At 43.7% G+C, this 11,795-nt stretch carries 15 protein-coding genes; 4 read left to right on the top strand and 11 right to left on the bottom strand.

What is annotated here, in order from left to right:
- Window positions 1-195: 195 nt before the first annotated feature.
- The 7 genes from DACSA_RS09595 to DACSA_RS09565 all read right to left on the bottom strand — a co-directional run bounded on the left by DACSA_RS09595 (window position 196) and on the right by DACSA_RS09565 (window position 6,783).
- Window positions 196-588 carry a hypothetical protein gene (locus DACSA_RS09595; protein WP_198007764.1) on the bottom strand — a complete coding sequence of 131 codons (393 nt, stop codon included), beginning with the start codon at window positions 586-588 and terminating at the stop codon, window positions 196-198.
- A gap of 3 nt (window positions 589-591) precedes the next feature.
- The gene (locus DACSA_RS09590) at window positions 592-1,752 is read right to left on the bottom strand and encodes a hypothetical protein (RefSeq protein ID WP_015229562.1); all 1,161 of its coding nucleotides are present in this window, start codon (window positions 1,750-1,752) and stop codon (window positions 592-594) included.
- 12 nt (window positions 1,753-1,764) lie between these two features.
- Window positions 1,765-3,048 (bottom strand): histidine--tRNA ligase, encoded by a 1,284-nt coding sequence (gene hisS / locus DACSA_RS09585; RefSeq protein ID WP_015229561.1) that lies wholly within the window; start codon window positions 3,046-3,048, stop codon window positions 1,765-1,767.
- Window positions 3,049-3,219: 171 nt separating this feature from the next.
- A complete protein-coding gene (locus tag DACSA_RS09580; RefSeq protein ID WP_015229560.1) occupies window positions 3,220-3,708 on the bottom strand; it encodes a hypothetical protein in 489 nt (162 codons plus the stop codon).
- Window positions 3,709-3,715: 7 nt separating this feature from the next.
- Complete coding sequence (thiD, locus tag DACSA_RS09575) at window positions 3,716-4,516, bottom strand: bifunctional hydroxymethylpyrimidine kinase/phosphomethylpyrimidine kinase (RefSeq protein WP_015229559.1); 801 nt, start codon at window positions 4,514-4,516, stop codon at window positions 3,716-3,718.
- A 12-nt stretch (window positions 4,517-4,528) separates the two neighbouring features.
- Window positions 4,529-5,788, bottom strand: coding sequence for a cell division protein FtsZ (ftsZ, locus tag DACSA_RS09570; RefSeq protein ID WP_041235419.1), 1,260 nt, complete (start codon window positions 5,786-5,788; stop codon window positions 4,529-4,531).
- 191 nt (window positions 5,789-5,979) lie between these two features.
- Window positions 5,980-6,783: a cell division protein FtsQ/DivIB gene (locus DACSA_RS09565; RefSeq protein WP_015229557.1), complete on the bottom strand. Its 804-nt coding sequence runs from the start codon at window positions 6,781-6,783 to the stop codon at window positions 5,980-5,982.
- Window positions 6,784-6,918: 135 nt separating this feature from the next.
- On the opposite strand from DACSA_RS09565, the gene ctpC reads away from it, so the two are divergent.
- Window positions 6,919-8,214, top strand: a complete 1,296-nt coding sequence (ctpC, locus tag DACSA_RS09560) for a carboxyl-terminal processing protease CtpC (protein ID WP_015229556.1) — start codon at window positions 6,919-6,921, stop codon at window positions 8,212-8,214.
- Window positions 8,211-8,477, top strand: a complete 267-nt coding sequence (locus DACSA_RS21490) for a hypothetical protein (protein WP_071880309.1) — start codon at window positions 8,211-8,213, stop codon at window positions 8,475-8,477. Before ctpC ends, DACSA_RS21490 begins: the two co-directional genes overlap by 4 nt.
- Here the strand turns inward: DACSA_RS21490 and DACSA_RS09555 are convergent.
- Complete coding sequence (locus tag DACSA_RS09555) at window positions 8,430-8,876, bottom strand: hypothetical protein (RefSeq protein ID WP_015229555.1); 447 nt, start codon at window positions 8,874-8,876, stop codon at window positions 8,430-8,432. The two genes, DACSA_RS21490 and DACSA_RS09555, sit on opposite strands and share 48 nt — an antisense overlap.
- Before the next feature lie 186 nt (window positions 8,877-9,062).
- Window positions 9,063-9,290, bottom strand: a complete 228-nt coding sequence (locus DACSA_RS22110) for a hypothetical protein (RefSeq protein ID WP_041235418.1) — start codon at window positions 9,288-9,290, stop codon at window positions 9,063-9,065.
- 45 nt (window positions 9,291-9,335) lie between these two features.
- Here DACSA_RS22110 and mgtE point away from each other — a divergent pair, with 45 nt between their 5' ends.
- Window positions 9,336-10,724 (top strand): magnesium transporter, encoded by a 1,389-nt coding sequence (mgtE, locus tag DACSA_RS09545; RefSeq protein WP_015229554.1) that lies wholly within the window; start codon window positions 9,336-9,338, stop codon window positions 10,722-10,724.
- Here mgtE and DACSA_RS09540 read toward each other — a convergent pair.
- Entirely contained in the window at window positions 10,719-10,958 is a 240-nt protein-coding gene (locus DACSA_RS09540; protein WP_015229553.1) for a hypothetical protein, read from the bottom strand. The two genes, mgtE and DACSA_RS09540, sit on opposite strands and share 6 nt — an antisense overlap.
- Window positions 10,959-11,109: 151 nt before the next feature.
- The gene (locus DACSA_RS09535) at window positions 11,110-11,349 is read right to left on the bottom strand and encodes a type II toxin-antitoxin system Phd/YefM family antitoxin (RefSeq protein ID WP_015229552.1); all 240 of its coding nucleotides are present in this window, start codon (window positions 11,347-11,349) and stop codon (window positions 11,110-11,112) included.
- A gap of 96 nt (window positions 11,350-11,445) precedes the next feature.
- On the opposite strand from DACSA_RS09535, the gene DACSA_RS09530 reads away from it, so the two are divergent.
- Window positions 11,446-11,637, top strand: a complete 192-nt coding sequence (locus tag DACSA_RS09530; protein WP_015229551.1) for an RNA-binding S4 domain-containing protein — start codon at window positions 11,446-11,448, stop codon at window positions 11,635-11,637.
- The last annotated feature ends 158 nt before the right edge of the window (window positions 11,638-11,795 follow it).

Genomic DNA, 11,795 nt, shown 5'->3' with positions numbered 1-11,795 from the left:
TCTTACCAAGAGGGTTAGGGGGGATAATAAGTGTTGGTAGTTGGGTTACGCTTCACTCCACCCAACCTACTACTTTTGATCTTTTCCTCCACCCAACCTACTACTTTTGATCTTTCCCCCCCCCCTTTCAAAGGGGGGTTAGGGGGGATAATAAGTGTTGGTAGTTGAGTTGCATTTCCTCCACCTAACCGACAACTATTGTTCCCAATCGGGACAATTTTCATCATCCCAACCGTAGGGGTGCATTCCGCAAACAAATAAATTTCCCCCATAAACATAACCGTGATAGTGACGACACCCTTGACAAGCGGGATGAGTATTTTGATCAGGATAAACTTTAGAAGTAACAACAAATTCACTGTCGCTTTCTTCCTCTTCCGTCTCATCAATCTCTGTCACTAAAAAAGTAAATAATTCTTCGCAGTCTTGGGAAAATAGTTCTAATTCCTCAGTTAAAGTTTCTTCCATTTCTACAATCGCCTCGTTAATTAATTGCGGTAATTCTTCCATTTCTGCAAAGAAACTTTCTATTTCTTGGTTAACAGAATCACAAAACGCCAAAAATTCTTTTGTCCAATTGTCCATCATCAATTACTGTGTTTCGTCAGTTGAAATAATCGCTAACTCTGGGAGTAATTCCCACTCGGAAGCCGTTTCTGTATCTTGATCAGGTTTTGACCAAACATATTCTTTCGGTTTTCCCTTTGTTGAGTTCGGAAGTTTCGGAAGGGTGGGAGGACTTTTCTTTTTATTGTCCCCTTTTTTCTTGAGTTTTGGGGGAATCACGCCGCGCCACCGTTGGGAAGATTCGTTGCTTAATTCCCTTTGATCTGATGATAACGGTGATAGGGGGGCTGGAGGATGAGAAACGGTTGCGGTTGTAATGACACCGACAAGGAAGGGTTGCAGTTTTTCCCAGTTGGCGCTGACGGTAAAGGGCTGAGAATCCAAAATTGTTTCGGGTTGTTCGGGGTTACTTTCTAAAAGGGTAATCTCTCCCTGAAGCAAATAACTGTCACAGGGAGAGGGAACGGTGAGAGAATAACAGAAGGTTAGTGGAAAAGGTTGATCTCGAAGGCGAGGGAATAATTCGGCGACAAGGTTTCCAGTACGAGGATCACGGAGGGTTAGGTGAAGACGAAGTTTTGGATGAGGGGGTTGTTTTTGAGTGGATATTTTTCCAGAAAGAATGATCGGTTTGTTTGTCTGGGTGATTAATATGTCTTGATCAATTTGCAGTGAATAATCTTTAACTTTTTCTGGGGAATAAGCGGGAAATGTCGATGAGGAGGGGAATAATTCAGTTACCACTTCTTGTAAAAATTGATCGGCATCATCAATTAAGCGCGATCGAAGCTGGTTTAAGTCTTCTCCACTGCTTTCTTCAGGATTGAGTCTTAACGGCGACTTTTCTAAATCTAAAGTAATCCGCAAGGTGAGGGTAATTTCCCAACTTTCTCCCATCAATTCGGAAAGCAGATCGCTTCGACATTGAATTTCCCACACCCCAGGGGTTAATTCAATTTCTCGAAGTAAAATTCCAAATCCTTCTGGATCAAGCTGACAGGAGTTTTGTTGGCTTCGAGTTTTGCTGTCTTGTTCCCTCACTTCCACTTCGATCGATTCTTTTGCGTGGTGTGCCGCACGGGCGGCGATGACATATCGCCCTGTGGGAAATTCTGGCGCGGCGGTTTCAATCCTCAACCAGTTTTCCTCACCGATTTTTTGCAGGAAAAATTCCCAGTTTTCCATGATTCCTTTCGGTTATTCCCGATGCTTTGCTTCCCAGATTTGTTGACGGAGTTGGTCGCCATTAGCAATTAGTTCGCTTTGTTGCCAAACTGATTGCGCTTGGGTTGCCATCCATTTTAGGTTAACAGTGCCTTGTTCTACTTCTTCATCTCCGATAATTAAGCAGGCGATCGCGCCGCTGCGATCGGCACGTTTAAACTGTTTTTTGAATTGACTGCCACTCAAATCTAGTTCTACTCTCAATCCTTGATGACGTAGGGTTTGAGCGATTTTTAAACCCTGTGCTGTTGCTCGATCGCCGCGAGAAACCAAATAAATGTCTAATTCAGGTTTGGGAACGGGTTTCAATTGTTTTAGCAGCAAAATCAATCTTTCCATCCCGATCGCCCAACCCATTGCAGGCGTTTCGTTTCCGCCCAGTTGACCGATTAAACCATCATAGCGCCCACCACCGCAGACAGTTGCTTGCGCCCCTAAATCCGCCGATTGAATCTCAAAAGCGGTGTGAGTGTAATAATCTAAACCGCGCACTAAATTGGTATTGATGGTGTAGTCGATTCCTAACGCAGTGAGTTGGCGTTTTACCGCTTCAAAATGTGCTTGGGAGTCTGCGTCGAGATGATCCAGTAAACGGGGCGCATTTTCTAAAATGGCTTGGGTTTGTTCGTCTTTACTGTCGAGAATCCGTAGAGGGTTTCGATCGAGGCGATATTGAGAGTCTGAGTCTAACTGATCTTTGTAGGGGGTTAAATACGCCACCAGTGCCTCACGATACCGTTGTCGATCCTCATTATTTCCCACTGAATTGAGTTGTAAACTGAGATGTTTTAAACCCAGGGTTTCTAAAATATCGGTAGCGAGGGCGATCGTTTCCACATCAGCGACAGGGGAGGGCGATCCGATTAATTCTAAACCAATTTGATGAAATTGCCGTTGTCTTCCCGCTTGAGGACGTTCGTAGCGAAACATGGGTCCAGTGTACCAAAGCCGTTGCACCCCTTGGGCGTGGAGTCCATGTTCAATGAAAGCGCGAACCACTCCTGCTGTTCCTTCTGGTCTTAGGGTACAACTTCGATCGCCGCGATCGACAAAAGTGTACATTTCTTTACTTACCACATCCGTTGCTTCACCAATTCCCCGTTCAAACAAAGCCGTTTGTTCAAAAATCGGCGGACGAATTTCTGTATAAGCCGCTTTTGTCAAAATTTCTTTAGCGACAGTTTCCACTTGCTGCCAATAATTCACCTCTTCTGGCAATATATCTCTAGTTCCTCTTAATGCTTTAATTTCTCCCATATTTATTTGTTATTTGTTGTTTGTTATTTGTTCTTGGTGATTTGGTTTGATCTTTTCCCCCCTTTCAAAGGGGGGTTAGGGGGGATTCTACATCCTGATTGATGTTGGGTTACGTTTCCTCCACCCAACCTACATCCTGATTGATGTTGGGTTACGTTTCCTCCACCCAACCTACTGGTCACTGTTTAATAGGGGACGTGCTACCATAAACCCAATCCCAGAAAATGTAAAGACAATCATCACAATAATTGCGGCGACTAACCAACCATTAATCTCTGAATTTTCCTCATCTTTAGTTATCTTATGATTCGTTTCTTCTTGATGACTTAACCACTTTTCTTGATGCAGTTCAGGAAACTCATAATTTGTCTCGCTTTCTTGATTATCAACAGGGGTTTTCCATGAAGGATAATGAGGTTTTTCTTCCCAATAGTTTAAGGTGTTTTCTAACTTTTTTACCGCTTGCATCAAAGTCCGAATTTCCGATCGTAAACTTTGATTCTCCTGATTTAATTGTCGATTTTCTTCTTTTAAATCATTAATTTGATTTTTATAAGTTTGTAATTCTCCTGCTAATTCTCGATAAACTGACATGGGAACAGTTGGTGTATTTTTATTAGCAGGGGCATTAATTCCTTGAAATTTATAATTTGAGGTCATAATTATTTTATTTCTCTAATAATGGAAAGAAATGTCCTAATGGTCCGTTTCCTTCTCCTAAGTCTAGAGCCGATTCTAAAGCACGGGTGACATAATTTTTGCTTTCGACAACGGCGGTTTTTAAGTCTTTTCCTAAAGCAATTTTAGCAGCGATCGAAGCGGAAAGGGTGCAACCTGTACCATGATTATTTTTGGTTTCTACAGATTTTGTTTTCAAGAGATCAAAGGTTTCTCCATCAAACCACACATCCACGCCTCGATTTTCTCCTAACATTGCGCCCCCTTTAACTAATACCGCCTTTACGCCATAAGTATAAATGGTTTCGGCGGCTCGTTTCATGTCATCAATTGTTTTAATTTCTATTCCACTGAGGAGTTGCGCTTCGTAACGGTTAGGCGTGACTAAGCAAGCCAGAGGAATCAATTGTTTTAACTGCTCGATCGCAGTATCATCAAGTAATTGTGCGCCACTGCGTGACACCATCACGGGATCAACAACTAACCTCTCTTCCAACTGGTAGGCTTCGATCGCGCTTTTTACCCCCTGAATAATGCCCGAATTTAGCATCATTCCCGTTTTTACCCCTTGCACCCCCATATCACTAACAACGGACTCAATTTGAGCGGAAACCGCTTCTGGAGGAAGAGCATCCACACGCTGCACTCCGATCGTATTTTGAGCGGTAACGCAAGTAATCGCACTCATCCCATGAACGCAATTCAAGGCAAATGTCCGCAAATCTGCCTGTATTCCCGCACCACCACCACTATCAGAACCCGCAATCGTCAAAGCTGTTGGACAGTTCATTAAAACCCCTCCCTAACGATTGCGACGACGTTGTAAAAATTCTGGGATATCTAACTCTTTCTTATCCCCTTGATCAGTGTTTTCTTTCCTCTCTTTTTGGGAAAGAGGTGTTGGTTTCTTGGTGGCGGTTGTTTTTGCTTCTTTTTTGGTGGGTTTGCTGGTTTCTTCCCCAGAAAATCCCGTCGCAATGACTGTAATTCGGATTTCTCCCTCCATTTTTCCGTCATCAATCACCGCACCAAAAATTATATTGGCATTGGGATCCACCCCTTCATAAATGGTTTCCGCCGCCGTATTCACTTCATGCAGGGTTAAATCACTTCCTCCTGTGATATTAAAGACAACGCCTTTCGCCCCTTGAATGGAGGATTCGAGTAACGGAGAAGAAATCGCGCCAGTGGCGGCTTCCGCAGCCCGTGACTTTCCAGAAGCCGTACCAATTCCCATCAACGCTGAACCAGCATCCGCCATAACCGCTCGTACATCGGCAAAATCCACATTCACCAAACCTGGAATCGTAATAATGTCGGAAATCCCTTGCACCCCTTGACGGAGGATATCATCAGCAACCCGAAACGCATCTTGCACAGGGGTTCGTTCATCAATGACAGAGAGCAGTTTATCATTGGGAATAATGATCAGCGTATCTACACGAGTTTGAAGTGCCGCGATGCCTTCTTCCCCTTGGCTGGTGCGTCTGCGCCCTTCAAAGGTAAATGGTCGCGTTACCACTCCGACCGTTAAACAGCCCATTTCTTTTGCCACTTCTGCGACAATTGGGGCGGCTCCAGTGCCAGTACCGCCCCCCATACCTGCCGTAATAAATACCAAGTCAGTCTCTTCAAGGGCATTAGAAATTTCGTCTCGCGATTCTTCGGCTGCTTTCTGTCCAATGGAGGGATTCCCCCCTGCACCTAAGCCTCTGGTGAGTTTTTCTCCCACTTGCAGACTGTTGGGGGCGGTCACACGAGACAACGCCTGTGCGTCGGTATTGACTGCCCAAAATTCTACGCCTGTAACATCGCTGGCGATCATCCGATTGACAGCATTACAACCGCCACCACCAACACCGATTACTTTGATTTTTGCCACATTTCCAGGCACGATATTGTTACTCCTTGCTTTTTCTCTGGTTGATTTTTCGCGATCGTTATGGGATGAGTTGAGTAAGTCGTCGAGGTTGAAGTTGTCCAAACCATTGGACTGGTTGTCCTCTTCGGACATACTTAAGGAGGCGTCAAACTTCGGGGATTTTTGCTTTTCAGTTTTCATGGTTACAGATTAGAGTCTTAGAGCAACAGTGGGGGAAGGATCATCTCGAACTAATTATTTATAGAAATAAAAATAACGGAATTATTACTATCAGCATACCTTAAGCGAATCTTTAAAAGACAGAGTGGGGAAACTTTGAACCGAGATGGAATCATCAATTGTGGAAATTATCCATCATTTTTAATTAATGATCAATTCTTAATTTCCGAAGGTTTTTCAATCAATATATAGTCTGGGTTTTTTAAGTTGATGTGGTCGATGCTTTCCCCTGATGGGGTTTCAAGGGGGGTGGGAAATTGCGCTAAGACTTCGAGTTGTTTGGGAAGGCTTTCTAGGTTTCCCCCCAAATGGACTTCCCCGATTTCGGTTTCTAGAATGAGGTTAGCAGGGTTCTGCCAATTTACTGTGGTAATCTCTAGGGGGTGAGTCTGCAATTGTGGGTAAATTTGCGCCCACTGTAGGCGATATTGGGGTCGGTATCCAATGACTTTTAGGGTTACGGTGGGGAAGGTTTCTGATGATTGGTAGTTCTCTTTTGACATCCAGTTTCCTTTTTCGTCTAAATATCCTTCTGCTAAAGGGTTGATTGCAGCCGAATTCGGAATTGTCAAGGCGACGGGGTCTCGCTCTTCAATGGCGATCGTTACTTGCGGGGGATAAAGGTCACGGGCGACGGTGACTTCTGCAATGGGAGCTTGATTTTGTAAAATTTCCTCGATGCGATCGGGGCTTAGGGTTAAAATGGATTGTTGGGTGGTTTCCTTGACGATGTTTTTCAGTGCCTCGGCGCTCAGGTATTCGTTCCCTTGAATCTCTACTTGTTCCAGTTGGTTAATTGTCCATTGCGGTTGGAAACTTGACCAGATTAAGCCAGTGGCAAAACTGAGGGTGAGCATCGATCGCCAAACCCCTTGCATCTTTTCCAATTGCTTTTGTCGCCTTAATGCTTGGCGTTGATCTTGAATCTCATTAACTGGGGAATAACTAAAACTCATAATTATTTTGAGAATAAATACTAGTCTTCACTTTTATATTACCGTAATATTGCCTAGTGTTTTTCCCAAATTAAAACCTGTGCTAGGGTAGGCTTAACTCCTCATATTTTTAAAATTACAATCCCCCTAAGACTTATGGTAATGACAAAACGCGGCTTAGTTCTGGGAGCAACCGCAGCCATGTTAACAACAGTTGCGGTTACTGGTGCAGGACTTCATTTATCTCAAAGTCAAGCCTTTTTCCGAGAAAGTCCCAAAGAATTGGTTGATGAAGTGTGGCAAATTATTAATCAGCAGTATGTTGATGGGACTTTTAATCAAGTTGATTGGCAGGCGGTACGACAAGAATATCTCGATCGCTCCTATGAAGACAAACAGGAAGCGTATCAGGCAATTAATCAAATGTTGGATCAACTTGATGATCCTTATACCCGTTTCATGGACCCAGAGGCATTTAAAAATCTCCAAATTGACACTTCTGGTGAGTTAACTGGAGTGGGAATCCAAATCGCTTTAGATGAAGAAACAGACTACATTCGAGTGGTTTCTCCCATTGAAGAGACTCCTGCTTATGAAGCGGGAATTTTAGCAAGAGATTTAATTGTTGCGATTGATGGGAAAAGCACGAAAGGAATGGAGTTAAATGATGCGGTTAATCTGATTCGGGGGAAACCTGGCTCAAATGTGACTTTAACCATTCAACGTCGGGAGCAAGAGTTTGATTATGAGATTACTCGCGCTCGGATTGAAGTGCATCCTGTGAAAGCTCGTTTACACGAAACGCGGCAAGGGGGAGAAATTGGTTATATTCGCCTCAATCAGTTTAACTCTAATGCTGCCCAGGAAATGCGAACTGCAATCCAAGAGTTTGAGGAAAAATCAGTACAGGGCTATATTTTGGATTTACGATCGAATCCAGGAGGATTACTACAAGCGAGTATTCAAATTTCTCGGATGTGGATTGATGAAGGAAAAATTGTTTCTACTGTCAACCGTCAAGGAGAGGTAGATGCCCAACGGGCGAAGGGGAATGCTTTGACGGATCAACCTTTAGTGGTATTGGTTGACGGCGGTTCGGCAAGTGCGAGTGAAATCCTCTCTGGAGCATTGCAAGATCAGGAGCGAGCAGTGATTGTCGGCACGCAAACCTTTGGTAAAGGGTTGGTGCAATCGGTGCGCGGTTTAGGAGATGGCTCTGGTTTGGCGGTGACGGTGGCGAAGTATTTAACGCCTGATGGACGGGATATCAACGAAGAAGGGATTGCTCCCGATGTCGTCTCGGAAATTAGTGAGGCAGAACAAAAGGCGTTACAGCGCGATCGCACGCAAATTGGCACTCTTGCTGATCCGCAGTTTTCGGAGGCGCTTTCGGTGTTAAAACAAGAGATTGCCAAACAAAATAATTCATCACAGGTGGGAGTCAGTCAATGAGCGGTGTCGCTGCGGATGGCTCAATTTTGTTCCTGACGTTTGGGGTGTTGTTATTTTTTACAATGCCCAACGCGGGAAAGTTTCTCGGTGCTGGTGCGATCGCGATCGGGATTCTGTTGGTTTTTATCAGCAGTCGGCGATCAGTTGATTACCACAGGGCGTTTAAATGTTTAATCGGTGTTGCGGTGGGGGAGGCCCACCCAATGATTAGATCATTACTTGGATTGAGAGGAAGAATCGGAATCATCATCAGAAGCGGTTAAAATTGACCAAGCTGCTTGCGCCGCTTCATTCAGACGATTGCCAAAGTCTTCAAATTCTTTGACTAAAGACTCCCAATTTTTCTCCGCATCCATTTGGACTAATTTAATGGACTCTTCGACTCTTTCAGGATCAAGATTGAGTTTTTCGATTTCGGTACGAATGTTACGCACCGCCTCAAGATAGTTTTCTTGGACAAGTTCTCCCGCTTTTTGGGTTTCTGATTGTGCCTTACGAGTGATTGCTTCTATGAGTTGTTTCGTTTCTTGTCTCACTTGATCAGACGCATTGGGCATATTTTGATCCACTAAGGAGTTCGTTCGATCGCTCACTTCAATAGAACTACTTTGAGAAACATTGGTTTCGTTGCTTTGATCATTGGTGTTAGTGGGTTCTGTCATAATTTACTCCTAAAATTTACCTTAAACTCAATCCTAATCTTAGGATATAACGTCCTCACCAACCCTGAGTCTAATTTTAGCAGAAAAAATTATCCAGTTCGATCGAGCGTAACGAATCATCCTGAAACCTAATATAGGGCTTCCTGAATAAAACTGAAACCCTTACCCAATGAGGCTTTAAGGTTCTTAACTCCTCAAAAAAGTGCAAGGGAGACAAGGGAGAAATGGGAGAAATGGGAGACAAGGGAGACAATTTTTCTTCCCCATCTTCCCCATCTTCCCCATCTTCCCCATCTTCCCCATCTTCCCCATCTTCCCCATCTTCCCCATCTTCCCCATCTTCCCCATCTTGCCTTTTGCCTCTTGCCTCTTGCCTTTTGCCTTACTACGCCAACTAATTAACTTTTTCAGCAAACCCTAATATAGTAGATATGATTGCATCGGTTAGGAGAAGTTGCTGTGGCTGAATCTGTATCTTCAATCGAAAACACCCCCCATAGTGAAATTCCTGAGTTAGTCAGAAATCAACTGGAAGCTCTACTGGAAAAGAATAACTTAGAAGGGGCAAAATCGTTGCTTGTTCCCGTGAAAGCAGTGGATATCGCCGAAGCGATCGAGAATTTGCCAGAATCCATGCAGGCGATCGCGTTTCGTCTCCTCTCCAAAACCGAAGCGATCGAAGTTTACGAACATCTTGATTCTAGCGTCCAACAAGCACTAATTGAAGAATTTAAGCGTCAAGAAGTGATCGAAATTGTGGATCAAATGTCCCCAGACGATCGCGCTCGTTTATTCGATGAACTCCCCGCGAAGGTAGTGCGGCGCTTATTGGCAGAAATGAGTCCAAAAGAGCGTCAAAACACCGCTTTACTCTTAGGCTATCAGGAAGACACTGCGGGACGCATTATGACCCCAGAATATATCTCCCTTAAAGATAGTCTAACGGTAGAGCAAACTTTACAACGGATTCGCAATCTTGCCAACGCCTCGGAAATTATTTACTATCTTTATGTCACCGATGCGTCTCGTCACCTCACAGGAATTGTCTCTCTCAGAGATTTAGTGTTAGCCTCTCCTGAAGCGCCCCTCTCAGCAATTGTGACGCGGGAAGTGGTTTCCGTTTACACCGATACGGATCAAGAAGAAGTGGCGCGTTTGATTCAACGGTATGATTTATTAGCGATTCCAGTGGTCGATCGAGAACAGCGTTTAGTCGGTGTCGTCACGGTTGATGATGTCATGGACATTTTAGAACAAGAAACCACAGAAGACATTTATACCCTTGGCGGCGTTCAATCCGACGGCGATAACTACTTCCAAACCAACCTCCTCGCGGTAGCTCGTAAACGAGTGGTTTGGCTGTTCGTCTTGTTACTAACCAATACCGTCACGGGTAGCATTATTCAATCCCAAGAAGACATCTTACAACAAGTGGTTACTCTCGCCGCGTTTATTCCCCTTTTAACGGGTACGGGGGGAAACGTGGGAGCGCAGTCTTCAACGGTTGTCATTCGAGGCTTAAACACCGATGAAATCCGTTCTTTAGGGGTGGGTTATGTGATTTTTCGAGAAGCACTCGCGGGCGCGTTATTAGGCTTAATTTTGGGATCAGTGGCGACACTTTGGTCGTTTTGGCTACAAGGAAGTTTGGTTGTTTCGATCGCCGTCGGATTAAGTTTAATTGCGATCGCGATTTTAGCCTCTGTCGCGGGTTCAGCTTTACCGTTTCTCTTCCGTTCTCTTGGACTTGATCCTGCTTTAATGTCTGCGCCTTTTATTACTACCGCAGTGGATGTTTTAGGCGTGTTAATTTACTTTAATATTGCTCGCATTGTGCTGGATTTATAACCCCAATTTATTATGTAGATTTGGGTTCAAAATAGGCGAGAAAGGTTTGATAATCTTGTTGGACGCAATCCGCATATTGAAATGATTAGTTCCCCGTAAAAACAAATAGGGAGAATTTGACATTTTTTTGTATTTTGCTTCTCGAAATGAATCTGGTAAACTGCGATTATCACGCTCGATCGCGCTGATGATTTGATGTTCCCGATTGTGTAAATTAATCTCTTGATAAGACATTCTTGTGATTTAATTAGAGTTGAACATAATATTATAACTTTATAGTATTTTCTGAAGGACTTGAGATTTTCTTCTCAGTTAGAATCAGTAAATTAAGCAGTAGGATTATTATCTAACCACCAAAGTAGCGCGTGAGTATCCAGTAAATAACTCATGTTTTCTCTCCATAGAAGCCTTCAATGACTTCTTCAGGAGTCGTATTAAAATCATCAGCCATTTTGACTTGACCTTCCCAGTCTCCAGGTATTCTAGGCTCTTGGCTAGAATGATAAGGAATCAGACGCACAAGCGGTTTACCCGCTTTGCTGATAATCACTTCTTCTCCCTCTAATGCTGATGCAATCAGTTGTGAGAGAGATGTTTTCGCAGTGTGAATGTTTGTAATTTTCATCTTGTTTGCTGACTTGGCTAAACTTAGCTTAGTTATATTAAAATCTTAACAAGACTTAAGTTTTACGTTAAAATACTTTTTTTATCCTTTCCCTAGATGAACGAAACCATTAAACTTGATCAATTTCTCAAATATAAAGGCATTACACAAACTGGAGGGGAAGCAAAGATGATAATTTGGGATGAAGAAGTTTTAGTCAATGATGAAATCGAAACCCGTCGCGGTAAAAAATTAGTGAATGGCGATCGAGTGACGGTTTTTGGCATTACTTATACGGTGGAATTATAGTAACTCGATGACTGGTAAGACCTAGCTAGCAATCAACTCTCTTCCAGTTCCCCCAAACTTGGGGGTTAGGGGGCGAAACTTCCAGTTCCCCCAAACTTGGGGGTTAGGGGGCGAAACTTCCAGTTCCCCCAAACTTGGGGGTTAGGGGGCGAAACTTT

Origin of the sequence: Dactylococcopsis salina PCC 8305, from assembly GCF_000317615.1 — a bacterium.
GTDB classification, from domain to species: domain Bacteria; phylum Cyanobacteriota; class Cyanobacteriia; order Cyanobacteriales; family Rubidibacteraceae; genus Halothece; species Halothece salina.
This window is presented reverse-complemented; position numbering and strand designations above follow the sequence as displayed.

Excerpts from the sequence above, each read along its gene's own strand:
- DACSA_RS09535 (WP_015229552.1), bottom strand. The coding sequence starts at position 11,349 with ATGAAAATTACAAACATTCACACTGCGAAAACATCTCTCTCACAACTG.
- DACSA_RS09555 (WP_015229555.1), bottom strand. The coding sequence starts at position 8,876 with ATGACAGAACCCACTAACACCAATGATCAAAGCAACGAAACCAATGTT.
- DACSA_RS09595 (WP_198007764.1), bottom strand. The coding sequence starts at position 588 with ATGATGGACAATTGGACAAAAGAATTTTTGGCGTTTTGTGATTCTGTT.
- DACSA_RS09580 (WP_015229560.1), bottom strand. The coding sequence starts at position 3,708 with ATGACCTCAAATTATAAATTTCAAGGAATTAATGCCCCTGCTAATAAA.
- DACSA_RS09590 (WP_015229562.1), bottom strand. The coding sequence starts at position 1,752 with ATGGAAAACTGGGAATTTTTCCTGCAAAAAATCGGTGAGGAAAACTGG.
- ctpC (WP_015229556.1), top strand. The coding sequence starts at position 6,919 with ATGGTAATGACAAAACGCGGCTTAGTTCTGGGAGCAACCGCAGCCATG.
- hisS (WP_015229561.1), bottom strand. The coding sequence starts at position 3,048 with ATGGGAGAAATTAAAGCATTAAGAGGAACTAGAGATATATTGCCAGAA.
- DACSA_RS09530 (WP_015229551.1), top strand. The coding sequence starts at position 11,446 with ATGAACGAAACCATTAAACTTGATCAATTTCTCAAATATAAAGGCATT.
- DACSA_RS09540 (WP_015229553.1), bottom strand. The coding sequence starts at position 10,958 with ATGTCTTATCAAGAGATTAATTTACACAATCGGGAACATCAAATCATC.
- DACSA_RS21490 (WP_071880309.1), top strand. The coding sequence starts at position 8,211 with ATGAGCGGTGTCGCTGCGGATGGCTCAATTTTGTTCCTGACGTTTGGG.
- thiD (WP_015229559.1), bottom strand. The coding sequence starts at position 4,516 with ATGAACTGTCCAACAGCTTTGACGATTGCGGGTTCTGATAGTGGTGGT.
- ftsZ (WP_041235419.1), bottom strand. The coding sequence starts at position 5,788 with ATGAAAACTGAAAAGCAAAAATCCCCGAAGTTTGACGCCTCCTTAAGT.
- DACSA_RS09565 (WP_015229557.1), bottom strand. The coding sequence starts at position 6,783 with ATGAGTTTTAGTTATTCCCCAGTTAATGAGATTCAAGATCAACGCCAA.